Annotated in this window: 18 protein-coding genes; 11 read left to right on the top strand and 7 right to left on the bottom strand. The window is 72.4% G+C overall.

Going from position 1 to position 25,419, the window contains the following annotated elements; all coding sequences use genetic code 11:
• Positions 1-108: 108 nt before the first annotated feature.
• Genes fdhD through ACFW9D_RS18850 form a run of 5 tightly spaced genes read right to left on the bottom strand, consistent with a single transcriptional unit; the run spans position 109 to position 6,588 of the window.
• Positions 109-954: a formate dehydrogenase accessory sulfurtransferase FdhD gene (fdhD, locus tag ACFW9D_RS18870; protein WP_188335982.1), complete on the bottom strand. Its 846-nt coding sequence runs from the start codon at positions 952-954 to the stop codon at positions 109-111.
• A 7-nt stretch (positions 955-961) separates the two neighbouring features.
• Complete coding sequence (locus tag ACFW9D_RS18865; RefSeq protein WP_384623242.1) at positions 962-1,822, bottom strand: 2Fe-2S iron-sulfur cluster-binding protein; 861 nt, start codon at positions 1,820-1,822, stop codon at positions 962-964.
• Positions 1,819-3,630 carry an NADH-ubiquinone oxidoreductase-F iron-sulfur binding region domain-containing protein gene (locus ACFW9D_RS18860; RefSeq protein ID WP_384623240.1) on the bottom strand — a complete coding sequence of 604 codons (1,812 nt, stop codon included), beginning with the start codon at positions 3,628-3,630 and terminating at the stop codon, positions 1,819-1,821. The genes ACFW9D_RS18865 and ACFW9D_RS18860 overlap by 4 nt, the downstream gene beginning before the upstream one ends.
• Positions 3,631-3,637: 7 nt before the next feature.
• Positions 3,638-5,611, bottom strand: coding sequence for a molybdopterin oxidoreductase family protein (locus ACFW9D_RS18855; RefSeq protein ID WP_188335979.1), 1,974 nt, complete (start codon positions 5,609-5,611; stop codon positions 3,638-3,640).
• The gene (locus tag ACFW9D_RS18850) at positions 5,608-6,588 is read right to left on the bottom strand and encodes a 2-dehydropantoate 2-reductase (RefSeq protein ID WP_188335978.1); all 981 of its coding nucleotides are present in this window, start codon (positions 6,586-6,588) and stop codon (positions 5,608-5,610) included. The genes ACFW9D_RS18855 and ACFW9D_RS18850 overlap by 4 nt, the downstream gene beginning before the upstream one ends.
• A gap of 330 nt (positions 6,589-6,918) precedes the next feature.
• Between ACFW9D_RS18850 and ACFW9D_RS18845 the strand changes: the two genes are divergently transcribed.
• Positions 6,919-7,866 (top strand): beta-ketoacyl-ACP synthase III, encoded by a 948-nt coding sequence (locus tag ACFW9D_RS18845; protein WP_188335977.1) that lies wholly within the window; start codon positions 6,919-6,921, stop codon positions 7,864-7,866.
• Positions 7,867-7,990: 124 nt separating this feature from the next.
• Complete coding sequence (locus ACFW9D_RS18840; RefSeq protein ID WP_384623237.1) at positions 7,991-8,668, top strand: GntR family transcriptional regulator; 678 nt, start codon at positions 7,991-7,993, stop codon at positions 8,666-8,668.
• Here the strand turns inward: ACFW9D_RS18840 and ACFW9D_RS18835 are convergent.
• Together ACFW9D_RS18835 and ACFW9D_RS18830 are read right to left on the bottom strand one after the other, a co-directional pair.
• The gene (locus ACFW9D_RS18835; protein ID WP_384623236.1) at positions 8,665-9,219 is read right to left on the bottom strand and encodes a hypothetical protein; all 555 of its coding nucleotides are present in this window, start codon (positions 9,217-9,219) and stop codon (positions 8,665-8,667) included. The two genes, ACFW9D_RS18840 and ACFW9D_RS18835, sit on opposite strands and share 4 nt — an antisense overlap.
• A gap of 155 nt (positions 9,220-9,374) precedes the next feature.
• Entirely contained in the window at positions 9,375-10,589 is a 1,215-nt protein-coding gene (locus tag ACFW9D_RS18830; protein ID WP_384623234.1) for a PucR family transcriptional regulator, read from the bottom strand.
• Between the two features lie 212 nt (positions 10,590-10,801).
• Between ACFW9D_RS18830 and ACFW9D_RS18825 the strand changes: the two genes are divergently transcribed.
• From ACFW9D_RS18825 to ACFW9D_RS18785, 9 genes are all read left to right on the top strand, one after another.
• Positions 10,802-11,983, top strand: a complete 1,182-nt coding sequence (locus ACFW9D_RS18825; RefSeq protein WP_188335973.1) for an ROK family transcriptional regulator — start codon at positions 10,802-10,804, stop codon at positions 11,981-11,983.
• A 297-nt stretch (positions 11,984-12,280) separates the two neighbouring features.
• A complete protein-coding gene (locus tag ACFW9D_RS18820) occupies positions 12,281-13,768 on the top strand; it encodes a sugar ABC transporter ATP-binding protein (RefSeq protein WP_384623263.1) in 1,488 nt (495 codons plus the stop codon).
• 214 nt (positions 13,769-13,982) lie between these two features.
• Positions 13,983-15,002: an ABC transporter permease gene (locus ACFW9D_RS18815; RefSeq protein ID WP_188335972.1), complete on the top strand. Its 1,020-nt coding sequence runs from the start codon at positions 13,983-13,985 to the stop codon at positions 15,000-15,002.
• A 42-nt stretch (positions 15,003-15,044) separates the two neighbouring features.
• On the top strand, positions 15,045-16,097 hold the full coding sequence (locus ACFW9D_RS18810; protein ID WP_384623231.1) for a substrate-binding domain-containing protein: 1,053 nt from the start codon (positions 15,045-15,047) through the stop codon (positions 16,095-16,097).
• A 160-nt stretch (positions 16,098-16,257) separates the two neighbouring features.
• Positions 16,258-17,406: a Gfo/Idh/MocA family protein gene (locus ACFW9D_RS18805; RefSeq protein WP_384623262.1), complete on the top strand. Its 1,149-nt coding sequence runs from the start codon at positions 16,258-16,260 to the stop codon at positions 17,404-17,406.
• A 15-nt stretch (positions 17,407-17,421) separates the two neighbouring features.
• Positions 17,422-18,420 carry a sugar phosphate isomerase/epimerase family protein gene (locus tag ACFW9D_RS18800; RefSeq protein WP_384623230.1) on the top strand — a complete coding sequence of 333 codons (999 nt, stop codon included), beginning with the start codon at positions 17,422-17,424 and terminating at the stop codon, positions 18,418-18,420.
• A gap of 294 nt (positions 18,421-18,714) precedes the next feature.
• Positions 18,715-22,461 (top strand): ThuA domain-containing protein, encoded by a 3,747-nt coding sequence (locus tag ACFW9D_RS18795; RefSeq protein WP_384623228.1) that lies wholly within the window; start codon positions 18,715-18,717, stop codon positions 22,459-22,461.
• 445 nt (positions 22,462-22,906) lie between these two features.
• Positions 22,907-24,067: an inositol-3-phosphate synthase gene (locus tag ACFW9D_RS18790; RefSeq protein ID WP_384623226.1), complete on the top strand. Its 1,161-nt coding sequence runs from the start codon at positions 22,907-22,909 to the stop codon at positions 24,065-24,067.
• A 386-nt stretch (positions 24,068-24,453) separates the two neighbouring features.
• Positions 24,454-25,419, top strand: a 966-nt coding sequence (locus ACFW9D_RS18785; protein ID WP_384623260.1) for a UbiA family prenyltransferase, incomplete at its 3' end; no start/stop codon positions are given.

Here is a 25,419-nt window from a genome sequence, read left to right as displayed (position 1 = left end):
TAGACGCCGTCGGGGCTGGCCCGGCCGGCGGCGTCGGGCCCCGGCCGGCGCAGGGGGCGCTCCCCGCCGGTCCGGGTCCCCGCCGCCGTGCAGCGGGTGGCACCGGGATCAATGAGCGGCCGCGGCCCGCAGCGCGACCCGGTGCTCGCCCGCGTACACGTTCATGGAGGAGCCCCGCAGGAAGCCGATCAGCGTCAGTCCCGTCTCGGCCGCGAGGTCGACGGCGAGCGACGACGGAGCGGAGACCGCCGCCAGCACCGGGATGCCGGCCATGACCGCCTTCTGCGCCAGCTCGAACGAGGCCCGGCCCGAGACCATCAGGACCGACCGCGACAGCGGCAGGCCCCCCTCCCGCAGGGCGCGGCCGACCAGTTTGTCGACCGCGTTGTGCCGGCCCACGTCCTCCCGCACGTCGAGCAGGTTCCCCTCCTCGTCGAAGAGCGCGGCCGCGTGCAGGCCCCCGGTCCGGTCGAAGACCCGTTGGCGGTCGCGCAGCCGGTCGGGGAGCGACGCGAGCACCTCTGGTTCGAGCCGGACCGGGGGAGTGTCGGAGATCGGGAACCGGGCCGTCGTGCGCACCGCGTCGAGGCTCGCCTTGCCGCACAGTCCGCACGAGGACGTCGTGTACACGTTCCGCTCCAGCGTGATGTCCGGCAGGACGACACCCGGGGCGGTCCGCACGTCCACCACGTTGTACGTGTTGGATCCGTCCTGCGTGGCGCCCGCGCAGTAGACGATGTTCTGGAGTTCCGCGGCGGCGCCCAGCACCCCCTCGCTCACCAGGAAGCCCGCCGCGAGCGCGAAGTCGTCTCCCGGGGTGCGCATCGTGATGGCGAGCGGCTTCCCGTTCAGCCGGATCTCCAGCGGCTCCTCGGCGACCAGGGTGTCCGGCCGCGACGACACGTGGCCGTCCCGGACGCGGATCACCTTGCGCCGCTGCGTGACTCGTCCCATGTCCCGATCAGTCCCGGTTCTGTACGTGCTGGTAGCCGAAGCGGCCCTTGATGCAGAGGTTGCCGTGGGTCACCGGATTGTCGTGCGGGGAGGTGACCTTGACGATCTCATTGTCCTGGACGTGGAGGGTGAGGTTGCAGCCGACGCCGCAGTAGGCGCACACCGTCGTGGTCTCCGTCTGCGCCGCCTCGTTCCACGTCCCGGCGGCCCGCATGTCGAACTCGGACTTGAAGGACAGCGCGCCCGTCGGGCAGACCTCGACGCAGTTGCCGCAGTACACGCACGCCGAGTCGGTGAGCGGGGCGTCGTGCTCGACGGCGATCCGCGCGTCGAAGCCGCGGCCCGCGACCGCGATGGCGAACGTGTTCTGCCACTGGTCGCCGCACGCGTCCACGCACTTGTAGCAGAGGATGCATTTGTCGTAGTCGCGGACGTAGAGGTCGTTGTCGACGCGCGGTTCCTCGCCGAGCCGCTCCGCGTCCGGGCCGAACCGGTCCGGCTTCGCGTCGTACTCCGCGATCCACTCCTCGATCCGCGGTGTCGTCGACAAGTCGACCGAGGACGCGAGGAGTTCGATGACGACCTTGCGGCTGTGCCGGGCCCGCTCGGTGTCCGTGCGCACCTCCATGCCCGGCTCGGCCTTGCGCGAGCAGGCCGGCACCAGGGTGCGCGAGCCCTCGACCTCGACGACACACACCCGGCAGGCGTTCTTCGGAGTGAGCGTGTCGCCCTGGCACAGCGTCGGGACGTCCTTGCCCGCGGCCCGGCAGGCGTCGAGGATCGTCGACCCCTCCGGCGCCCGCACGGGCTCCCCGTCGATCGTGAACTCGAGCAGCCGCCGGGGGATCCCCAGCTCGACAGCGGTCATGACGCGTACGCCCCCAGACGGTCGATCGCGGACTCGATGGCGTTCCAGGCGGTCTGCCCGAGACCGCAGATGGAGGCGTCCCGCATGGTGCGGCCCACCTCGCGCAGCAGGGCGATGTCGTCGTCGGCCGCGATGCCCTCGCGCGCCGCGATCCGCTCCAGGGCCTCCTGCTGCCGCACGGTCCCGACCCGGCACGGCACGCACTGCCCGCAGGACTCCTCGCGGAAGAACTGCGCGATGCGCAACAGGATCCGGGGCAGCGGCAGCGTGTCGTCGAAGGCCATGACGACACCCGAGCCGAGGGTCGTGCCGGCCTCGCGCGTCCCCTCGAACGTCAGCGGGATGTCCAGCTCGTCGGGCCGCACGAAGCCGCCCGCCGCGCCGCCGAGCAGGATCGCCCTCAGCGGGTTCGGGGTGCCGGCGAGGGCGAGCAGGTCGCCGAGCGTGGCGCCGAAGGGCAGTTCGTAGACGCCGGGCCGCTCGACGGCGCCGGACACGCAGAACAGCTTCGGCCCCGTGGACCGTCCGGTGCCGACGGCCGCGTACGCCGGGGCGCCCATGGTGAGGATCGGCAGGACGTTGACGAGCGTCTCGACGTTGTTCGCGGCGGTCGGCTTGCCGAACAGGCCCTTCTCGACGGGGAACGGCGGCTTGGAGCGCGGCTCGCCGCGATACCCCTCGATGGACTGGAAGAGGGCCGTCTCCTCGCCGCAGATGTACGCGCCCGCCCCGCGCCGGATCTCGATGTCGAAGGAGAAGCCCTGGCCGAGGATGTCGTCCCCCAACAGACCGCGCGCGCGGGCCTGTTCGATGGCGTGGCTCATCCGGGCGAGCGCGGTCGGGTACTCGCCGCGCAGGTAGAGGTAGCCGTGGTGGGCGCCGGTGGCGTACGCGGCGATCGTCATCGACTCGACGAGCGCGTACGGGTCGCCCTCCATCACCACCCGGTCCTTGAAGGTGCCGGGCTCCGACTCGTCGGCGTTGCACACGAGGTAGTGCGGCCCGTCCGGCTGCGCGGCGGTCGCCTGCCACTTCCGCCCGGTCGGGAACGCGGCCCCGCCCCGCCCCACGAGCCCCGCGTCGGTCACCTCCCGGATCACCCCGGCGGGCCCGAGCGCGAACGCCCGCCGCAGGGCGGCGTATCCGCCGTGGGCGCGGTAGTCGTCGAGCGAGGCGGGGTCGACGGTACCGATGCGGCGGAGCAACACGAGGTCGGGCGAGCCGAGTTGGGGAACAGCCTGACCCGCCTCCGCATGTTCGAGCCCCTCCGGCGATCGAGGAGCGGGGTCCGGGGCCAAGCCCCGGAACGGTGCCAGAGGCGTGGCCGACGCCGAAGCCCCGGCCCGCACGAGAAGCGCCGCCGGCGCCCGCTCGCACATCCCGAGACAAGGCGACTCCTCCACCTGCACCCCGGGAACGTCCGGCAGACCGCCGGAGCCCCCCGCACAGGCCAGATCCGTGCACACGTGCAGCACCGCGGAAGGACGCGGCCGCATCGAGAACATGGAGTAGAACGTGGCCACCCCGTACGCCTCCGCGGGCGGCACCGTGAGCCGCCGGCACAGATACGCGAGGGCCCCCTCGCTGATCCAGCCGACGCGGTCGTTGATCGCGTGCAGCCCCGGCAACAGCTGATCCCGCCGGTCCCGGGCGGCCCGCCCCCCACGCGCCCAGCGCAGATCGGCGTCCGACCGGTCCACCCACTCACCGGCGGGCGCCTCCCACGCGGACTCCGGCGGCCCGAGCAGCGCGTCGACCGCCGCCCGTTCCTCGTCCGTCGGCTTGCTGTCACCGAAGCGCAGATCCACGATTGCCTCAGCCCCTCACCGTCAGCTTCTCGGCGTTCTCGATCTTTTCGATCTTCTCGATCCGGATGGCCGACGCCTTGAACTCCGCCGTCCCGGCGATCGGGCAGTTCGCCTCGATCGTCAGCACGTTGGTGTCCACCTCGTCGGGGAAGTGCATGGTCATGAACGCGAGCCCGGGCCGCAGCCCCGGATCGACCCACACCGGCGCGGTCACGGTCCCGCGCCGCGAGGACACCCGGACCTCCTCGCCGACCACGACCCCGTACCGCTCGGCGTCCTCCGGGCACAGCTCCACGTACTCACCGCGCCGCAGCGGCGACGCGAACCCGCTGCTCTGCACCCCCGTGTTGTACGAGTCGAGGCGCCGGCCCGTGGTGAGCCGGATCGGGTACGACTCGTCGGTCAGGTCGACCGGCGGATCATGCTGGACCAGGCCGAACGGCGCGAGCCGCCCGCGCCGCGCCGGATCGCTCTCCCACAGCCGCCCGTGCAGGTACGGGGACGGCAGCTCCTCGGTGTCGGGGCACGGCCACTGCAGGCCCTGGTGCTCGGCGAGCCGGTCGTAGGTCATCCCGAAGTGGTCGGGGGACAGGGACCGCAGCTCGTTCCACACCGTCTCCGCGTCCGGGTACTTCCAGTCGTGACCGAGCCGCCCCGCGACCTCGCAGATGATGTCGATGTCCTCGCGGGCCTCGCCCGGCGGGGTGAGCGCGGCCCGCACCCGCTGCACGCGCCGCTCGCTGTTGGTGGTGGTGCCCTCGGTCTCGGCCCAGGAGGCGGTCGCGGGCAGCACCACGTCGGCGAGTTCGGCGGTCTTCGTCAGGAAGATGTCCTGGACGACCAGGTGGTCGAGGGCGGACAGCCGCCGTACGGCCTGTTCGCTGTCGGCCTCGGACTGCGCCGGGTTCTCGCCGACGCAGTACACGGCGTGCAGCGAACCCTCCTCCATGGCCTCGAACATGTCGGTGAGCGTCATGCCGTAGCGCGCCGGGATGACCGTCTCCCAGGCCTTCTCGAACTTGAGCCGCAGCCCGTCGTCGAGCAGGTCCTGGAAGCCGGGCAGCCGGTTGGGGATGGCGCCCATGTCGCCGCCGCCCTGCACGTTGTTCTGCCCGCGCAGCGGCTGCACGCCCGCGCCGTACCGGCCGACGTGCCCGGTGAGCAGGGCGAGGTTGATGAGCGCCCGGACGTTGTCGGTCCCGTTGTGGTGCTCGGTGATGCCGAGGGTCCAGCACAACTGGGCCCGCTCGGCGGTCGCGTAGGCGTGGGCGAGCTGCCTGATCGCGGCGGCCGGGACGCCCGTGACCTTCTCGGCGAGCGACAGCGTCCACGGTTCGACGAGCGCCTCGAACTCCTCGAAGCCGGTCGTCGCGCGCTCCACGAAGGCCTTGTTGTGCAGATCGGCCGCGATGATCTCGCGGGCCACGGCGTGCGCGAGCGGGATGTCGGTCCCCACGTTCAGGCCGAGCCAGCTCTCCGCCCACTCCGCGGTCGAGGTGCGGCGCGGATCGACGGCGTACATCCGCGCCCCGTTCCGTATCCCCCGCAGCACGTGCTGGAAGAAGATGGGGTGCGCGAAGCGGGCGTTGGACCCCCACATCAGGATCAGATCGGTGTGCTCGACCTCCTCGTACGAGGACGTGCCCCCGCCCGAACCGAACACCGCGGAGAGTCCGGCGACGCTCGGGGCGTGGCACGTACGGTTGCAGGAGTCGACGTTGTTGGTGCCCATGACGACGCGGGTGAACTTCTGCGCCACGAAGTTCATCTCGTTCGTGGCGCGGGAGCAGGACAGCATCGCGAAGGCGTCCGGGCCGTGCGCGGCGCGGGTGCGGGCGAAACCGCCGGCCGCCGCGTCGAGCGCCTCGTCCCAGGTCGCGGTCCTGAAGGGCGAGGTGCGGTCGCCGGGCACCTCCCGCACCAGAGGGCGGGTGAGCCGGGTGTAGGTCTTCGGGGTGCGGTCGCGCCGCTTCTGCTTCATGCGGCGTCCCTCCTCATACCGTGGGCGAGCAGGTCCGAGAGGGCGTGCACGGTGCGCAGGGTCGGCACCTCGACGCCCGTGATGTCCGCCAGCTCCACCACCGCGGCGAGCAGCACGTCGAGCTCCAGCGGCTTGCCGCGCTCCAGGTCCTGGAGCGTGGAGGTGCGGTGGTCGCCGACGCGCTCGGCGCCGGCGAGGCGGCGCTCCACCGAGATGTCGGGCTTGCAGCCGAGGGCCCCGGCGACGGCGAGCGTCTCGGTCATCATGATCTCGATGACCCGGCGGGTGCCGCCGTGCAGGCACATCTGCCGCATCGTGGCCCGCACGAGCGCGCTGATGGGGTTGAACGAGATGTTGCCGAGCAGCTTGATCCAGATGTCGGCGCGCAGATCCGGCTCGACGGGGCACTTGAGCCCGCCGGCCTTCATCGCCTCGCTGAACTCGGTGCAGCGCGCCGAGACGGTCCGGTCCGGCTCCCCGATGGAGAACCGGGTGCCTTCCAGGTGGCGCACGATCCCCGGGCCCTCCAGCTCGGTCGCCGCGTAGACGACACAGCCGACGGCCCGCTCGGGCGCGAGCACGGCGCTGACCGCGCCGCCGGGGTCGACGCTCTCCAGACGGTGCCCGTCGTGCGGCCCGCCGTGCCCGTGGAAGTACCACCACGGGATGCCGTTCTGCGCGGCGATCACCGAGGTGCCCTCGTGCAGCAGCGGCTCGATGAGCGGCCCGCACGCCGCGTACGAGTTCGCCTTGAGGCCGAGGAAGACGTGGTCGACGGGGCCGATGTCGGCCGGGTCGTCGGTGGCGTGCACCCGTGCGGTGAAGTCACCGCGCGGGCTGAGGACCCGCACGCCGTCGCGCCTCATGGCCGCGAGGTGCGGTCCACGGGCGACGAGATGGACGTCGGCGCCGGCCCGGTGCAGAGCGGCTCCGACATACGCGCCGATCGCACCGGCGCCGAGGACTGCGACTTTCACTGGAGCTCCGTTCGTCGAGGGTGCCGGATACGCCCCGCTCGCACGGGCAGTGGCGGTCCGGGAAGCACGGAGGACCGTTGAACGGTCGATGGAATATTGTCTACAGTATGGAAGTTGGGTCGACAAGGGTCCGCGCACCGACCGGTTCCCGCACCCGCCCCGCGCCGGGGCGAGGCCCGCCCCAACCGGCACAAAAGGTGCACACGCGTTCGCCGGGTGACCGGGTGGAACTCTCCAACAGGTGCGCCCCAATCCTGTCGCTTTACGTCACCTCGTACTCGTCAGTCGCTGACCAGACTGGAGGGCCCACCGATCGGCCAAGGGGGCCCCATGAACGGTTCACGCATCGTCGGCATCGGCCATTACCAGCCCGCGCGCGTCCTCACCAACGAGGACCTCGCGGAGATGGTCGACACCGACGACGAGTGGATCCGCTCGCGCGTCGGCATCCGCACCCGGCACATCGGGGGCCCCGACGAGCCCGTCGACGAGCTGGCCGCGGGCGCCGCCGCCAAGGCGCTCGCCGCCGCGGGCCTGACGGCCGACGCGATCGACCTGGTCGTCGTCGCCACGTCCACGGCGACCGACCGCTCCCCGAACACGGCCGCGCGCGTCGCCCGCCGGCTCGGGATCCCGTCCCCGGCCGCCCTCGACCTGAACGTCGTGTGCGCCGGCTTCACCCACGCCCTGGCCACCGCCGACCACACCCTGCGGGCCGGCGCCGCCACCCGCGCCCTCGTGATCGGCGCCGACAAGATGTCCGCCGTCGTCGACTGGAGCGACCGTTCCACCTGCGTCCTCGTCGGTGACGGCGCGGGCGCCGTGGTCGTCGAGACCTGCGCCGACGGTCAGGAGCCCGGCATCGGCCCCGTCCTGTGGGGCTCGGTCCCCGAGATGGGTAACGCGGTCCGCATCGAGGGCGAACCCCCGCGCTTCGCCCAGGAGGGCCAGTCCGTCTACCGCTGGGCCACCCGGCAGCTGCCCCCGCTCGCCCGCGAGGCCTGCGCCAAGGCGGGGCTCGACCCGGCCGACCTCGGCGCCGTCGTCCTGCACCAGGCCAATCTGCGCATCATCGAGCCGCTCGCCGAGAAGATCGGCGCGGTGAACGCCGTGGTCGCCCGCGACGTCGTCGACTCCGGGAACACCTCGGCCGCCAGCATTCCGATGGCCCTGTCCAAGCTGGTGGAGCGCGGGGAACTCGTCAGCGGACAGCCCGCCCTGCTCTTCGGCTTCGGCGGGAACCTCTCGTACGCGGGCCAGGTCGTGCGCTGCCCCTGAGGCGGGACGCCCCCGATGTGACGAGCAAGACTCCCCATGGCGCTGGCGATTGTGCTCGGTAGACTGTATTCCAAAGACAATCCAGTCCGACGAGCCATCCCGTGTCGTGTGCGAGGGGGACCCGATGTTGTCCACAGGACTGCCGCAGGGTGCGGTGCCCAAGCTCGAGCGCCCCGGACCGCTGCGCGAGCGCGTCTACGAGGCCCTGCTCGAACTCATCACGACGCGCGCGCTCCAGCCCGGCCAGCACCTGGTCGAGAGCGAGCTCGCCGGGCACCTCGGGGTGTCCCGGCAGCCGGTGCGCGAGGCGCTCCAGCGGCTGAACACGGAGGGCTGGGTCGATCTGCGCCCCGCGCAGGGCGCCTTCGTGCACGAGCCGACCGAAGCCGAGGCGGACCAACTCCTGTCGGTGCGCACGCTGCTGGAGGCGGAGGCCGCCCGCCTCGCCGCGGCCAACGCGGGCAAGACCGGCATCACCGCCCTCGAGGAGCTGTGCGCCCAGGGCGAGCAGGCGGTCGCCGACGGGGACGTGGAGCAGGTCGTCGCGACGAACGCGGCCTTCCACGCCAAGGTCATGGAGCTCGCGGGCAACGTGGTCCTCGCCGAGCTGGCCGGCCAGGTCGACCGCCGCGTGCGCTGGTACTACCAGCCGGTCGCCCGCCAGCGCGGCCGCCAGTCCTGGATCGAGCACCGCGACCTCATCGCGGCGATCTCCGCCCGCGACGAGGCGCGGGCCACCGAGGTCATGCGGGCGCACACCGAGCACACCCGCACGACCTACCACCACCGGGACCGCGACTAGCGCCCGTCCGCGTGCACCATGTCGACGTACTGCTGCGGCAGTTCGTCGAACGACAGCTTCGTGATGCTCATCGGGCCCGAGCTGTACGAGTCCTCGCCCTGGATCAGGCCGTTCTCGTCCACCGGCCACAGCAGCAGCTGCCGGTTCACGATCAGGTAGTCGGCGGACTCGTCGTCCACCGGGAAACCGAGCTGCGCCGCGTACGAGCCGGGGTAGACCTGCTTCAGGTTCCCCTCGGTGACCAGGCAGTGGTCGTCCAGGACGAGGCGCTCGATCTCGTACTCGAGGACATTGCTCCGCGAGGCGACGAAGGCGGCGTAGTACGTGCGCACGCCGTCCGTGGTCTTCGGGCCGATGTCCTCGCCGGCGGACCAGAAGTGGTAGTCCGGCGCGGGGGACAGGGTGGCCATCAGGCGGTCGAGGTCCGGCTCGGCCTCGGCCTTCATGTGCTCGATCACCGCACTCAGCACCACACGGTGCCGCTCGTCCTTCGTGGCGGCGAGACGCTCCTCGAGCGGGGCCCAGGTGCGCTGCGAATCGATGACGGCCATAGGGCGGTTCCTCTTCTGGAGAAGGGCTCTGGGGGAGTTCGGGAGAAGGGCTCTGTGGGTGGAGCCGATTCTGCTCAGCGCGCCCCGGCACGGACAGCAGACGGCCGTCGGCGGATGGGCGGGCGACGGCCGACTCCTGTCGGGTGCCGCCGGGCCTACGCCGTGTCGCCCCCCGCTTCGCCCGTCCCGCCGTCCGCCACCGTTCCTCCGTCCGCGGCCGCGCCTTCTGCGGCCGCGCCTTCCGCCGCCGCCAGCTCCGCCGAGGACAGGGCCATCCGCCGCATCATCAGCACCAGCGTCGCCACGAACCGGTCGATCGAGTTCCCGAGGTCCCAGTCCGTCTCCGCCTCCACCCGGGCCAGCCGGCTCGCCACCGTGCTGTGGTGCACGTGGAGTTCGGCGGCGGTCCGGCGCAGCGAGCCGTAGACGCAGAACGCCTCCAGCGTGTCCACGTCCTGGGCGCCCGTCGCCGTCGCCGACAGCGCGTTGATGTGCGCGATGCCGCGCGCCCCGAGCAGCCGGCCCGGCGGCACGTCGGCCAGTAGATCGAGCGGCCCGAGCCGGCCGAACGCCACCGCCCGCCGCCCGTACACCGTCGACGACGCGAAGCGCAGCGCACGCCGCGCCTGCGCCCACGAGGTCGGCGCCGCGTACACGCTCATCCGCTCGCCGACGCCGATCCAGGGCCCGCGGGCACGCCCTTGCGCGGGGCGCGGCGGCGCGGGGGCCGCGTCCGCGAGCGCCGAGTGCAGGGCGTCGCACAGGGTGCGGTCCTCGACCGGGGTCTGCGTGAGCACCGCGGTCAGCCCGTCGATCGGCGCCGAGCGGACGAGCCGCCCCGGGCAGAGCCGCTCGATCAGTTCGAGCACGGGGCCGACCCGGTCCGCGTACAGCGCCAGGACCCGTACGTCCCGGCCCGGGTCCAGGCCCGACAGCTCCACGGCGCGGACCCGGTCGGTGCGCTGCTCGGTGTCGGAGAGCAGGACCTCCACCAGGGCCGGGTCGCCCAGGTGCAGATCGGAGCGGGACGGCGGGCGGACCTCCAGCATGCGCAGCGTGTGCGACAGCCGGTCCAGGAGGACGGGGTCCAGGGGGTGCGCGGGGCCCGTGCGTTCCAGCCAGACCTCCCGGTCCCCGGCGGGCGTTCCCCCGGGCTGCCCGCCGGGCCGGTCGCCCTGTGGGCCGCGGCGGACGACGGCACCCGAGGCCAGCCGGGCGCCGACGCCGCACTGCGCGAGCGCGGCCGCCCGCCGTACGACGGTGTCCGCGTCGGCCGCCGACTCCCCGAGCCCGTCGAAGTACGCGACGATCCGCATCATCGCGTCGGGACCCGGCCCGAGCCCGGTCATCCGCAGCTGCTCGTGCTCCATCCCCGCAGCGTAATGAGGTGACGGTGGTCCGGAACAGAGATCGTCGGCGGCCCGTGAACAGGTGCCGCCGCACCGGGCTTTGTCCTGTGACTGGAGAAAGTCGTGGGTGATTCCTGCGCAACTTCTTCCCACACCCGGCAGGCGCTGCTACGTTCACCGTCGAAAGCAAGGCCACTGGAGCCCGAAGAGGCGGGGAGGGGCACGTGAGACGCATGACGGCTCGACCCGCGAACGCGCATCAGGCGCGCCTGCTGCGACTGCTGCGCGACGGAGGGCCCAACTCCCGGGCCCAGCTCGGTGATCAGATCGACCTCTCCCGGTCGAAGCTGGCCGTCGAGGTGGACCGGCTCCTGGAGACCGGACTCGTGGTCGCCGACGGACTCGCCGCCTCGCGCGGCGGCCGCCGCTCCCACAACATCCGGCTCGCTCCCGAACTCCGCTTCCTCGGCGTCGACATCGGCGCGACCTCGGTCGACGTCGCCGTCACCAACGCCGAGCTGGAGGTCCTCGGGCACATCACCCAGCCCATGGACGTGCGGGAGGGGCCGGTCGCGGTCTTCGAGCAAGTCCTCGCCATGGCCGCCAAGTTGAAGGCGTCCGGACTCGCCGAGGGGTTCGACGGAGCGGGCATCGGAGTGCCCGGCCCCGTCCGCTTCCCCGAGGGCGTGCCCGTCGCGCCGCCGATCATGCCCGGCTGGGACGGCTTCCCGGTCCGCGAGGCGCTCAGTCAGGAACTGGGCTGCCCCGTCATGGTCGACAACGACGTGAACCTCATGGCGATGGGGGAGCAGCACGCGGGCGTGGCCCGCCAGGCGCGCGACTTCCTCTGCGTCAAGATCGGCACCGGTATCGGCTGCGGGATCGTCGTCGGCGGTGAGGTGTACCGCGGGACGACCGGTTCGGCCGGCGACATCGGACACATCCAGGTCGAGCCCGACGGCAGGCCCTGCGCCTGCGGCAACAAGGGCTGCCTGGAGGCGTACTTCAGCGGCGCGGCACTCGCCCGCGACGCCGAGGACGCCGCACGGGACGGCCGCTCGCCCGAGCTCGCCGGACGACTGGAGTCGGCCGGGAAGCTCAGCGCGGCGGACGTCGCGGTGGCCGCCGCGGCCGGCGACGCCACCGCCCTCGACCTGATCCGCGAGGGCGGCAACCGCACCGGCCAGGTCATCGCGTCCCTCGTCAGCTTCTTCAACCCCGGCCTCGTCGTCATCGGCGGCGGGGTCACCGGCCTCGGCCACACGCTGCTCGCCGCCCTGCGCACCCAGGTCTACCGCCAGTCGCTGCCCCTGGCGACCGGCAACCTGCCCATCGTCCTGGGAGAGCTCGGCCCCACCGCCGGAGTCATCGGCGGAGCCCGCCTCATCAGCGACCACCTGTTTTCACCCGCGTAGCCCCTCCCGGGGCTCAGCACGCCACGCCCGGGCGGACGCCGCCGCCCGGCTCCGGAACAGCGCCACCCGTACCCGTGGGAACCCTCGTGTTCCCGCAGCATGCACACGTGTCACCAAGCGCCGCCGCACGCCCTTTCCCTGCGCCCTTCGAGGCCTTCGCTCTCCGACGCAGCACAGTGCTCCGCTCCGCCCTGCCCGAAAACAGACCTCCGCTCAGCCCTGCCCCGAAACCGGCCCGCACCCGTTCACAAGGGAACAGCCATGGCACCTTCGGCATCCGCACCACCGCTGCTCACCATGTCCGGCATCACCAAGTCGTTCCCCGGCGTCCGTGCCCTCGACGGAGTGGACCTGGAGGTCCGGGCCGGCGAGGTGCACTGCCTGCTCGGACAGAACGGCGCGGGCAAGTCCACGCTCATCAAGGTGCTCGCCGGCGCCCACCAGCCCGACGACGGTGCCATCACCTGGGCCGGCGAGACGGTCACCCTGCGCTCCCCGATCGCCGCCATGCGCCTCGGCATCGCCACGATCTACCAGGAACTCGACCTGGTGGAGGGCCTGTCCGTCGCCGAGAACGTCCACCTCGGCCATGAGCCGACCTCCGCCGGCTTCGTCGTACGGGGACGCGAGGCCAAAGCGTCGACGGCCGCCCTGCTCAAACGGCTCGGACACGGCGAGATCGACCCCGGCACCCTCGTCGGCGACCTCTCCGCCGCGCACCAGCAGATCGTCTCCATGGCCCGCGCCCTCTCCCACGACGTCCGGCTCATCGTGATGGACGAGCCCTCCGCGGCGCTCGACCCCGACGAGACCGACAACCTCTTCCGCATCGTCGGCGACCTCACCGCCGACGGCGTCGCCGTCGTCTACATCTCGCACCGCCTGGAGGAGATCCGCCGCATCGGCGACCGCGTCACCGTCCTCAAGGACGGACGTGCCGTGGCCGTCGGCCTCCCCGCGAAGGACACCCCGACCCGCGACGTCGTCTCCCTCATGACGGGCCGCAACGTCGAGTACGTCTTCCCCGACCGGCCCGCCGAAGAGCCCGTCGCGGAACCGGTCCTGACGGTCCGTGACCTCTCCCGCAGCGGCGAGTTCGCCCCGCTCGACCTGGACGTCCGCCCCGGCGAGATCGTCGGCCTCGCCGGTCTGGTCGGCTCCGGCCGCTCCGAGATCCTGGAGACGATCTACGGGGCGCGGCGGCCGAGCAGCGGCACGGTCACCGTCGCCGGTACGGCCCTGCGCCCGGGCAGCGTCCGCTCGGCCGTCCGCGCCGGACTCGGGCTCGCCCCCGAGGAACGCAAGGCGCAGGCCCTCCTGATGCTCGAGTCCGTGACCCGGAACGTCTCCGTCTCCTCCATGTCCCGCTTCGCGCACGGCGGCTGGCTGAACCGGGCGGCGGAACGGGACGCGGCGCACCGCGCGACCCGCGACCTCTCCCTGCGCCCCGACGACCCCTCCGTCCCCGTGCGCACCCTCTCCGGCGGCAACCAGCAGAAGGCGGTCCTCGCCCGCTGGCTCCTGCGCGGCTGCAAGGTGCTGCTCCTCGACGAGCCGACCCGCGGCGTCGACGTCGGCGCCCGCGCCGAGCTCTACGCCGTCATCCGACGCCTCGCCGACGAGGGCCTGGCCGTCCTCCTGGTCTCCAGCGAGGTCCCCGAGGTCCTCGGCCTCGCGGACCGCGTCCTCGTCCTGAGGGAGGGCGAGGTCGTCCACGCGTCCCGAGCCCAGTCCCTGACCGAACACGAGGTCCTGGACCTGGTGATGGAAGGGGCTCCGGCATGACAGGCCCGTGGCCGTATCGGTCGGCGGCTCCGCCGCGGGGTGCGACCACAATCGCCGCCGCTGGGCCCTCCAGGGGCGCGGGGAACCGCCCGACCAGCCACGACGCACCGTCACTCGCCGAAGACAGGACGTGCCACGGCGACGGCGAGCGGCGCACCCGCACGAAGACGAACCCGCACCGAAGCAGCTCCCGCCCAGAAAGGACCCCGGCGCGATGACGCACCCCGCCACCCCCGCCCGCCCGGCGGAGCCGAAGCGCGCTACGGCCCCGCACAAGACCCCGCACCGAACCCTCCTGAGAACGGACCTGCGCACCCTCTCCCTCCTGGGCGTCCTCGCCGTCCTCGTCGTCATCGGCGGCGTCACCCAGCCCGACAGCTTCCTGGACACGGACAACGTCCAGCTGATCCTCACCCAGGCCAGCGTCATCGGCGTCGTCACCGTGGGCATGACCTTCGTGATCATCTCCGGCGGCATCGACCTGTCCGTCGGCGCGATCGTCGCCCTGGCCAGCGTCTGGGCCACCACCGTCGCGACGCAGGAGTACGGCTTCGCCGGCATCCTGTTCACCGCGATCGTCGTGGGCGTCGCCTGCGGCCTGGTCAACGGCCTCCTCATCGCGTACGGCGGCATGGTCCCGTTCATCGCCACCCTCGCGATGCTCGCCTCCGGCCGCGGTCTCGCCCTCCAGATCACCGACGGGAAGACGCAGGTCGTCACGGTCGACGGCGTGCTGAGCCTCGGCGAACGGGACTCCTACATCCTCGGCATCCCGCCCCTCGTCCTCGTCTTCGCCGCGGTCACCGTCATCGGCTGGCTCGTCCTCAACCGCACCACCTTCGGCCGCCGCTCCGTCGCGGTCGGCGGCAACGCGGAGGCCGCCCGCCTCGCCGGCATCGACGTACGCCGCCAGCGTCTGTACCTGTACCTGCTGTCCGGCCTGTGCTGCGGCATCGCCGCGTTCCTTCTGATCGTGCTCGCCGGTTCCGGACAGAACACCAACGGCAACCTCTACGAGCTCGACGCCATCGCCGCCGCGATCATCGGCGGCACCCTCCTCACCGGCGGCCGCGGCACCATCGTCGGCTCCGTGCTCGGCGTCCTGATCTTCACCACGATCACCAACATCTTCGCGCTGAACAACCTCCAGAGCGACGTCCAGCAGATCGCCAAGGGCGCGATCATCGTCGCCGCGGTCCTCGTCCAGCGACGTGACGCCCACTCCACCACCTGACCCCAGCCCACCACCTCTCGTGCCCCGGGAAGGGACGACGCCATGCCAGACATGACGAGCCGCAGAAACATCCTGTTCGGCGCGGCCGCAGCCGTCACCACGGGCGGCCTGCTCACCGCCTGCACCAGCAACGAGCCCAGCGACAAGGGTGGTTCGGGCGGCAAGCCCGCCGACCAGCCGGTCGCCGACGACAAGCCCGGCAAGCAGGTCACCATCGGCTTCGCCGGACCCCAGGCCGACCACGGCTGGCTCAACGCGATCAACGACAACGCCAAGGAGCGGGCGAAGAAGTACTCCGACGTCACCCTGGAGGCGACGGAGGGCTCCAACGACACCGCCGCCCAGATCGGCCAGGTCGAGACCCTCATCAACAAGAAGGTCGACGTCCTCGTCATCCTGCCCGCCGACGGCAAGGCCCTCACCCAGGTCGGCCTCAAGGCCATGCGCGCCGGCATCCCCGTCGTGAACCTGGACCGCATCTTCAACACCCCGCAGGCCTACCGCTGCTGGATCGGCGGCGACAACTACGGCATGGGCCTGAGCGCCGGCAACTACATCGGCGAGCAGCTCAAGGACAAGAAGAACGCGACGGTCGTCGAGCTCGCAGGGCTCGACAACCTGGAACTGACCAAGCAGCGCAGCCAGGGCTTCGACGACGCCCTGAAGAACTACCCGAACATCAAGAAGGTGGCCCGCCAGGCCGCCGACTTCACCGTCGAGTCGGGGCAGGCCAAGATGTCCCAGCTGCTCCAGGCGCAGAAGAAGTTCGACGCCCTGTGGAACCACGACGACGACCAGGGTGTGGGCGCTCTGCGCGCCATCAAGCAGGCGGGACGCGACGACTTCCTGATGGTCGGCGGCGCGGGCGCGCTCTCCGCCATGCAGGCCATCGAGGCCGACGACAGCGTGCTCAAGGCGACCGTCCTGTACCCGCCGACCATGGCCGCGTCCGCGATCGACCTCGCCCGCGCCCTCGGTCAGGGCAAGGGGATCGGCGGCATGGCCGAGTTCGAGATCCCCGCGCACGTGACCCTGTACTCGGCCGTCGTCGACAAGAAGAACGTCGGCCAGTACATGCCGACCGGCTTCAGGTGACGGGTGCGGGCACGAGGCACCTGGCGATCACGGCGTGGACGAGGAGGACTTCCGCATGGCAGGCAGCAGCACGGGCCCGACGACGGTCCGGGAAGCGACGGGGGACGGCGGCGGAGAGGGGAGCGGCGCGAGCGGGCACAAGCCCGTGCTCGGCGTCGGCATGGTCGGCTACGCGTTCATGGGCGCCGCCCACTCCCAGGGGTGGCGCACGGTCGGACACGCCTTCGACCTTCCGCTCAGGCCCCGGCTCGCCGCGGTCTGCGGGCGGGACGGACAGGCCGTGCGCGAGGCGGCCGACCGGCTCGGCTGGGCCGCGGCCGAGACCGACTGGCGTGCGCTGATCGCCCGGGACGACGTCGACCTCGTCGACATCTGCACCCCCGGCGACAGCCACGCCGAGATCGCCGTCGCCGCCCTCGAGGCCGGCAAGCATGTGCTGTGCGAGAAGCCCCTCGCCAACACCGTCGAGGAGGCCGAGGCGATGACCGAGGCCGCGCGGGCCGCCGCCGCACGCGGCCAGCTGGCCATGACCGGCTTCAACTACCGGCGGGTCCCGGCCATCGCGCTGGCCCGCCGGATGATCTCCGAGGGCCGCCTCGGCACCCTGCGCCACGTCCGCGTCAGCTACCTCCAGGACTGGCTCGTCGACCCCGCCTTCCCGCTCACCTGGCGCCTGCAGAAGCCGTACGCCGGCTCGGGCGCGCTCGGTGACCTGGGGGCGCACGCCGTCGACCTCGCCCAGTTCCTCGCGGGGGAGCCCGTCGCCGGGGTCTCCGCGCTCACCGAGACCTTCGTCAGGGAACGCCCGCTGCCGGCCGGCGCCACCTCTGGCCTGTCGGCGACCGGCGCCGGCGGCGTCGGGCAGGTCACCGTCGACGACGCCGCCGTGTTCACCGGCCGCTTCGCCTCCGGGGCGCTCGCCTCCTTCGAAGCGACCCGCTTCGCCTCCGGCCGCAAGAACGCCCTGAAAGTGGAACTCAACGGTGAGCGCGGCTCCCTGGCCTTCGACCTGGAGCGCCTCAACGAGCTGTACTTCCACGACCACACCGAACCCGGCGTCAGCGCCGGATTCCGCCGCATTCTCGTGACCGAACCCGAGCACCCCTACCTGGAGGGCTGGTGGCCGCCGGGCCACGGCCTCGGCTACGAGCACACCTTCGCGCACCAGGCCCGCGACCTCGTCCACGCGATCGCGGCCCGCACGGCGCCCGCCCCGTCGTTCGCCGACGGGCTCCAGGTGCAGCGCGTCCTCGCCGCCGTGGAGGAGAGCGCGGCGAAGAACTCCGTCTACACCCCCGTACCGGCCTGAGGAGGTCCGCACACCGTGCCACGCCAGTTCACGCTCTTCACCGGACAATGGGCCGACCTGCCGCTCGAGGAAGTCTGCCGCCTGGCCCGCGACTTCGGCTACGACGGACTCGAACTCGCCTGCTGGGGCGACCACTTCGAGGTCGACAAGGCCCTCGCCGACCCGTCCTACCTGGACTCCCGCCACGCCCTGCTCGACAAGTACGGGCTCAAGTGCTGGGCCATCTCCAACCACCTGGTCGGCCAGGCCGTCTGCGACGCCATCATCGACGAACGGCACCAGGGCATCCTGCCGGCCCGCATCTGGGGCGACGGGGACGCCGAAGGTGTCCGGCAGCGGGCCGCCGCCGAGATCAAGGACACGGCGCGCGCCGCCGCGGCCTTCGGCGTCGACACCGTCATCGGCTTCACCGGATCGTCGATCTGGCATCTCGTCGCCATGTTCCCCCCGGCCCCCGAGTCGATGATCGAGCGCGGCTACGAGGACTTCGCCGAGCGGTGGAACCCGATCCTCGACGTGTTCGACGCGGAAGGCGTCCGCTTCGCCCACGAGGTCCACCCCAGCGAGATCGCCTACGACTACTGGACCACGCACAAGGCGCTCGCAGCGGTCGGTCACCGGCCCGCGTTCGGCCTCAACTTCGACCCCTCGCACTTCGTGTGGCAGGACCTGGACCCGGTCGGCTTCCTGTGGGACTTCCGGGACCGCATCTACCACGTCGACTGCAAGGAGGCCCGGCGCCGCCTCGACGGCCGCAACGGCCGCCTCGGTTCCCACCTGCCCTGGGGCGACCCGCGCCGCGGCTGGGACTTCGTCTCGGCCGGACACGGGGACGTGCCCTGGGAGGACGTCTTCCGCATGCTGCGCTCCATCGACTACACGGGGCCGGTCTCCGTGGAGTGGGAGGACGCCGGCATGGACCGCCTGCAAGGGGCCCCCGAGGCCCTGCGCAGCCTGAAGGCGTTCGACTTCGAACCGCCCACCGCGTCCTTCGACGCCGCCTTCAACAGCTGACCGACCCGGCACCCGGCGAGCAATCGCCACGGGGGGAGGGACCGGCACCGCACGCCGGTCCCTGATCCGGGCTGCCCAGAACCGGCTTTGTCCTGTGATGGGAGAAAGCTCAACCAACAGTGGCGCAAGGGGTGTTCGCCCCGGACAAACGCCGCTACGGTCCCAGACGTGTCCCCGCAGTCGCCCCGAGCACTCCGGGACACCCGCACCTCCGGGGTGACGGCGCACCCCGGCGCCCGCACCGCACGTCCGAGCACCCGTTCCGTACGGCCCACCCGTTCCCGGAGGGACTTCGTGCACAGAACCCGATCCAGAAGCAGCGGAGCCTTGCGTCGCCCCCGACTCCGCACCGCCCTCGCCCTGCTCACCGGCACCCTGCTCGCCGTGGGCACCCCGACGCTGACGGCCGCCGCGGCCGAGCCCGCGGACAACACCGCCCCGGCTGCCTCGGCCGGCGGGGCCGCCTCGACCGCCGCGGCCGCCGAGGGCCAGTTCCAGCAGGTCCCCCTGGCCAAGGGCGAGCCCGAGATGGGCGAGCCGATGTCGCTCGCCGTACTGCCCGACCGCAGCGTCCTGCACACCGCCCGCGACGGCACGCTCCGCCTCACCGACCAGGGCGGCGTCACCAAGGTCGCCGGCAAGATCCCCGTCTACAACCACGACGAGGAGGGCCTGCAGGGCGTCGGCATCGACCCCGACTTCAAGAACAACCGGGCCGTCTACCTCTACTACGCGCCGCCGCTCGACACCCCCGCCGGCGACGCCCCGGAGACCGGGACCGCCGAGGACTTCAAGAAGTTCGACGGCGTCAACCGCCTGTCCCGCTTCGTCCTCAACAGCAACGGCACCCTCGACATGGCCAGCGAGAAGAAGGTCATCGACGTCGCCGCGTCCCGCGGCATCTGCTGCCACGTCGGCGGTGACATCGACTTCGACGCGCAGGGCAACCTGTACCTGTCGACCGGCGACGACTCCAACCCCTTCGCCTCCGACGGCTTCACCCCGATCGACGAACGCCCGGACCGCAACCCCGCGTTCGACGCCCGCCGCTCCGCCGGCAACACCAACGACCTGCGCGGCAAGATCCTGCGCATCAAGGTGGCCGAGGACGGCTCGTACACGGTCCCCGAGGGCAACCTCTTCGCCCCCGGCACCGAGAAGACCCGCCCCGAGATCTACGCGATGGGCTTCCGCAACCCGTTCCGGATGAGCGTCGACGACAAGACCGGCACCGTCTACGTCGGCGACTACGGCCCCGACGCGGGCGCCGCCGACCCGAAGCGCGGCCCGGGCGGCCAGGTCGAGTTCGCCAAGGTCACCAAGGCCGCCAACTTCGGCTGGCCGTTCTGCACCGGGAACAACGACCCGTACGTCGACTACGACTTCGCCACCAAGGAGTCCGGCGAGACCTTCGACTGCGCCGCGCCGAAGAACACCTCGCCGCACAACACGGGCCTCGTCGACCTGCCGCCCGCGCAGGCCGCGTGGATCCCGTACGACGGCGGCTCCGTGCCCGAGTTCGGCTCCGGCTCCGAGTCCCCGATGGGCGGCCCGGTCTACCGCTACGACCCGAACCTCGACTCCAAGGTGAAGTTCCCCGAGGCCTACGACGGGGACTTCTTCGCCGGCGAGTTCGGCCGCCGCTGGATCAAGCGGATCGAGCAGAACGAGGACGGCACGGTCGCGAAGATCAACGACTTCCCGTGGACCGGCACCCAGATCATGGACATGGAGTTCGGCCCCGACGGCGCGCTCTACGTCCTCGACTACGGCGTCTCCTGGTTCCAGGGCGACGAGAACTCGGCCCTGTACCGCATCGAGAACGCCGCCGACGGCTTCTCCCCGATCGCCGAGGTCAAGGCGGACCGGACCTCCGGCGCGGCCGGCATGAAGGTCGCCTTCACCGGCACCGCCAAGGACGCCGACTCGCCGAACCTGACCTACAGCTGGGACTTCGGCGACGGCACCAAGGGCGAGGGCCTCACCCCGACCCACCAGTACAAGAAGATCGGCACCTACACCGCGACCTTCACCGCCAAGGACCCCGAAGGCAACACGGGCAACGCCAGCACCCGGATCGTCGTCGGCAACACCGAGCCCAAGGTGAAGATCGACCTCCCGGCCAACGGCACCCTCGCCAAGCTCGGCGACCCCGTCCCCTTCAAGGTGACCGTCACCGACCCCGAGGAGCAGATCGACTGCTCCAAGGTCAAGGTCGCCTACAGCCTCGGCCACGACTCCCACGCCCACGAGCTCACCAGCGAGATGGGCTGCACCGGCACCCTGAAGCCGCCCGCCGGTGACGGCGGACACGACCCCAACGCCAACATCTACGGCGTCGTCGGCGCCGGCTACACCGACAAGGGGGCCAACGGCCAGGAGGCGCTCACCGGCACCGCCCGCGCCGTCGTCCAGCCGCCGCACCGCCAGGCCGAGCACTACAGCAAGCAGCAGGGCACCACCCAGCAGAGCAAGACGGAGGCCGAAGGCGGCAAGACCGTCGGCGACATCCACAACGGCGACTGGATCTCCTTCACGCCCTACAACCTCACCGGCGTCAAGAAGCTCACCGCCCGGGTCTCCTCCGGCGGCGCCGGCGGCATCCTCGAGGTGCGCACCGGATCCGCGACCGGACCCCTCCTGGGCTCCACCACCGTCCCCGTCACCGGCGGCTGGGCGAACTTCCAGAACGTCGACGTCGCGCTGACGAAGGTCCCGACGAAGACCACCGACCTCTACCTCGTCTTCAAGGGCGGCACCGGAGCCCTCTACGACCTGGACTCCTTCGAGCTCTCCACCCAGGCCCCCGCGAAGGACGCCAAGCGGGTCCTGGTCTTCTCCAAGACCGCCGGCTTCCGCCACGACGCCATCCCGGACGGCATCGCCGCCCTCAAGGAGCTCGGCGCGGGCAGCGACATGACCGTCGACGCCACCGAGAACGCCGCCCAGTTCACCCCCGACAACCTCGCCCGCTACGACGCCGTCGTCTTCCTCTCCACCACCGGCGACGTCCTGAACGACACCCAGCAGAAGGCCTTCGAGGACTACATCGCCGACGGCGGCGGCTACATGGGCATCCACGCCGCCGCCGACACCGAGTACGACTGGCCGTACTACGGCAACCTCGTCGGCGCCTGGTTCGACTCCCACCCGGCCATCCAGAAGGCCACCGTCCGCGTCGAGGACCGGGACAACCCGGCCACCAAGCACCTCGACGCCACCTGGGAGCGCACCGACGAGCTGTACAACTACCGCAGCAACCCGCGCGGCAAGGTCCACGTCCTCGCCTCGCTGGACGAGACGACCTACCAGGGCGGCACCATGAAGGGCGACCACCCGATCGCCTGGTGCCAGAACTACGGCGGCGGCCGCTCCTTCTACACCGGCCTCGGCCACACCAAGGAGTCCTACGCCGACGACGCCTACCGCAAGCACCTCCTCGGCGGCCTGAAGTACGCCAGCGGCCAGACCGCGGCGGACTGCAAGCCGGACAAGGGCTACCGGCCGATCTTCAACGGCCAGACCCTGGACGGCTGGAAGCAGGCCGGCCCCGGCGGGTTCGACATCAAGGACGGCACGCTCGCGTCCAACGGCGGCATGGGCCTGCTCTGGTACCAGGCCCACGAGCTCTCGTCGTACTCCCTCAAGCTCGACTGGAAGATGCAGGGCGACGACAACTCCGGCGTCTTCGTGGGCTTCCCCGCCTCCGACGACCCCTGGTCCGCCGTGAACAAGGGCTACGAGGTCCAGATCGACGCCACGGACGCGCCCGACCGCACCACCGGGTCCGTCTACACGTTCAAGGCGGCGGACATCGAGGCCCGTGACGCGGCCCTCAAGCCGCCCGGCGAGTGGAACTCCTACGAGATCCGGGTCCAGGGCGAACGCCTCCAGGTCTTCCTCAACGGAGTCAAGATCAACGACTTCACCAACGAGGACCCCGAGCGCAGCCTCAAGGACGGCTACATCGGCATCCAGAACCACGGTGACGCCGACCATGTCTCCTTCCGCGAAATCCAACTCAAGGAACTGAGCGACTAGCCCGCCCCGGCACGCCGGGCCGCTCCCCGAGCGACCCGGCTGCCCCGGAACCGCAGGCCGATCCATCTCCACCGGCCCCGGCGGCCGGGCCCGATGCGACCTGCCCGTCCGGTCCGTGTGGCGTGCCTGACCTGCCCGACCGCGCTCCGGCGAGCGCTGTCGGGTGAGTTCGGGGAAGCCCCGGGGACCCTGGAGCACCCAGAGCCCACAGGACCGGCACGGAACCCAGGCCATCCAGGCCGGCCAGAACGACACGCCGCACCACCGGGCCGGCCCCCGGGCCCTCCGGCCCGGGCCGAAGAACCCGGAGCCCCGCCCCCGCGACGGGACCCCGGGCACCCCGAACGGCGGTGGGCGGAGGACGCCGGACCTCCGCCCGCCGTCCCGCCCGGCCACCACCACTCCGGCCACCACCCCCGGTTCGCGTTCGACAAGGAGGCTGCCCATGTCCACCGAACCGTCCTCCACCACCCCCACCCCCACCGACACCGACACCGCCCCGCGCTTCGGCGTCTGGCTCATCGGCGCCCGCGGCTCCGTCGCCACCACCGCTGTCGCCGGCTGCGCCGCCGTCGCCGCCGGACTCCATCCCCCGACCGGCATGGTCACCGAGACCACCCCCTTCACCGACTCCGGGCTCCCGCCCCTCGGCTCACTCGTCTTCGGCGGCCACGACACCGTCGACTGCCCGCTCCCCAAACGCGCCGAACACCTCGCCGCCGGCGGCGTCCTGCCCCACGGCCTCCCGTCCGCCGTCCGCACCGAACTCACCGCCGCCGACCGCGAGATCCGCCTCGGCGGTCCCCTCCCCGGCCGGGACGACGACCGCACGACCGACGCCCTCATCGACACGTTCGCCGCCGACCTCACCGACTTCGTCCGCCGCGAGAACCTCGCCGGCGCCGTCGTCGTGAACGTCGCCTCCACCGAACCGGCACCCCCCGACGGACACCTCCCCCCGAGCTCCCTCTACGCCGCCGCCGCACTCCGCGCCGGCTGCCCCTACGTCAACTTCACCCCCTCGACGGGCCTCCACCACCCCGCCCTCGCCGAACAAGCCGCCACCGCGCCCGTGCCCCACGCCGGCCGCGACGGCAAGACCGGGCAGACCCTCCTCCGTTCCGTCCTCGGCCCGATGTTCCTTCAGCGCGCCCTCGACGTCCGCGCCTGGTCCGGCACCAACCTCCTCGGCGGAGGCGACGGCGCCGCCCTCGCCGACCCGGCCGCGGCCGCCGCCAAGAACGCGGGCAAGGAACGCGTCCTCGCCGACACCCTCGGCGCCGCCCCCCAGGGCGAGGTCCACATCGACGACGTGCCCGCACTCGGCGACTGGAAGACCGCCTGGGACCACATCGCCTTCGACGGGTTCCTCGGCGCCCGCATGGTGCTGCAGACCACCTGGCAGGGCTGCGACTCCGCCCTCGCCGCCCCTCTCGTCCTCGACCTGGCCCGCCTCCTCCTGCGCGCCCACGCCGTCGGCCTCACCGGCCCCCGCCCCGAACTCGGCTTCTACTTCAAGGACCCCGACCAGGGCGCCTCCTCGTCCCTCGGCGAGCAGTACGCCGCCCTGGTCGACTTCGCGGGTCGCCTGCGAGGCCGGTCATGAGCGCGGCCGACCCCGAGACGACCGGCCGGCGGAACGGACCCCGCAGGCTCGACGCGGCGGACACGGCAGGTACAGCGGATGTGTCCGCGGGGGCAGCCGCAGGGGACTGGGCCGAGGCCCCCGCCGCGCGAACCGCGCCCCCCGACGCGCGAACCGCGCCCCCCGACGCGCGAACCGCGCCCCCTGCCGTGGTGACCGCCGGAGCGGCGACCGACACCGGGTCCACTCCGCACGGCCCCGCCTCCCGGCGTGGCGACGCAGACGCACCCGCAGCCACCGGAACCCGAAGCGGATCCCGAAGCGGATCTCGAAACGGATCCCGAAGCGGATTCCGCACCGGCCCCCGAACCGGCGCCACCTCCCGCGCCCGAGCCTGGGCCGAACTCCTGCGCCTGCCCGCCCTGTTCACGGTCCCCGGTGACGCCCTCGCCGGCGCCGCCGCCGTCGGAGCCCGCCCGAACCGCCGTACCCTCCTGGCCGTCGCCTCCTCCCTGTGCCTGTACGAGGCCGGCATGGCCCTCAACGACTGGGCGGACCGTGCCGAGGACGCCGTCGACCGCCCCCACCGCCCGATCCCCTCGGGCCGCATCCGCCCCTCCGCGGCACTTGCGGCGGCGGGCGCCTTCACGGCAGCGGGCGTGGGCCTCGCCTTCCGCGCGGGCCGGGCCCCCGGCGCCGTCGCCGGAGCCCTGGCCGTGACGGTCTGGGCGTACGACCTGCGCCTGAAGCACACCCCCGCCGGCCCCCTGGCCATGGGCGCGGCCCGCGGCCTCGACCTCCTCCTCGGCGCCTCGGCCACCCGCACCGCCCCCCGGCCGGCGGCCGCATCCTCGGCCGCCCCGGTGCCGCGCGCCGAACCCGGCCGCCGGGCATCGAACGGCACCGCAACACCCCGGCCCACCGCACTCCGGCCCATCGCACTCCGGCCCACCGCACCCGGGCAGCGCACTCCGCTCCGCGCCACGACCCCCGCAACCGGCGCGACACCCACCCGTGCCGCCCACCGTGCCGCAGACGCGACCACCGCGACCACCGCGACCACCGCGACCACCGCGACCGCGCGGCCCACCGCCCCGCGCCCGGGCCGTGGCGGATCCACCTCGCCGGCCCCGCTCCGCGCCGCCCTCCCCTCAGCCCTGACCCTCGCCGGCCACACCGTCGCCGTCACGACGGTCTCCCGCATCGAGACCACCGGCGGCCGACCCCAGGTCCCCGCCGCGGCCCTGGCCGCCACCGCGGCCATCGCCGCGCACCTCACCAGACCCCCCGCCAGGCCATGCGCCCCAGCCCCCCACGGGCATCCCGGTCCCCCCCCCGAACCGGGGCCCACCAACCCGGCCCCCCCCCAATCC

The organism is Streptomyces sp. NPDC059524 (assembly GCF_042749255.1).
GTDB classification, from domain to species: domain Bacteria; phylum Actinomycetota; class Actinomycetes; order Streptomycetales; family Streptomycetaceae; genus Streptomyces; species Streptomyces xanthii.
The sequence above is the reverse complement of the archived record's forward strand: the minus strand, read 5'-3'. Positions and strand labels throughout refer to the sequence as shown.

What these genes read in the sequence shown, in the direction of transcription:
- fdhD (WP_188335982.1), bottom strand. Translation starts at nt 954, where the DNA reads ATGGGACGAGTCACGCAGCGGCGCAAGGTGATCCGCGTCCGGGACGGC.
- ACFW9D_RS18865 (WP_384623242.1), bottom strand. Translation starts at nt 1,822, where the DNA reads ATGACCGCTGTCGAGCTGGGGATCCCCCGGCGGCTGCTCGAGTTCACG.
- ACFW9D_RS18855 (WP_188335979.1), bottom strand. Translation starts at nt 5,611, where the DNA reads ATGAAGCAGAAGCGGCGCGACCGCACCCCGAAGACCTACACCCGGCTC.
- ACFW9D_RS18845 (WP_188335977.1), top strand. Translation starts at nt 6,919, where the DNA reads ATGAACGGTTCACGCATCGTCGGCATCGGCCATTACCAGCCCGCGCGC.
- ACFW9D_RS18840 (WP_384623237.1), top strand. Translation starts at nt 7,991, where the DNA reads ATGTTGTCCACAGGACTGCCGCAGGGTGCGGTGCCCAAGCTCGAGCGC.
- ACFW9D_RS18835 (WP_384623236.1), bottom strand. Translation starts at nt 9,219, where the DNA reads ATGGCCGTCATCGATTCGCAGCGCACCTGGGCCCCGCTCGAGGAGCGT.
- ACFW9D_RS18830 (WP_384623234.1), bottom strand. Translation starts at nt 10,589, where the DNA reads ATGGAGCACGAGCAGCTGCGGATGACCGGGCTCGGGCCGGGTCCCGAC.
- ACFW9D_RS18825 (WP_188335973.1), top strand. Translation starts at nt 10,802, where the DNA reads ATGACGGCTCGACCCGCGAACGCGCATCAGGCGCGCCTGCTGCGACTG.
- ACFW9D_RS18820 (WP_384623263.1), top strand. Translation starts at nt 12,281, where the DNA reads ATGTCCGGCATCACCAAGTCGTTCCCCGGCGTCCGTGCCCTCGACGGA.
- ACFW9D_RS18815 (WP_188335972.1), top strand. Translation starts at nt 13,983, where the DNA reads ATGACGCACCCCGCCACCCCCGCCCGCCCGGCGGAGCCGAAGCGCGCT.
- ACFW9D_RS18810 (WP_384623231.1), top strand. Translation starts at nt 15,045, where the DNA reads ATGCCAGACATGACGAGCCGCAGAAACATCCTGTTCGGCGCGGCCGCA.
- ACFW9D_RS18805 (WP_384623262.1), top strand. Translation starts at nt 16,258, where the DNA reads ATGGTCGGCTACGCGTTCATGGGCGCCGCCCACTCCCAGGGGTGGCGC.
- ACFW9D_RS18790 (WP_384623226.1), top strand. Translation starts at nt 22,907, where the DNA reads ATGTCCACCGAACCGTCCTCCACCACCCCCACCCCCACCGACACCGAC.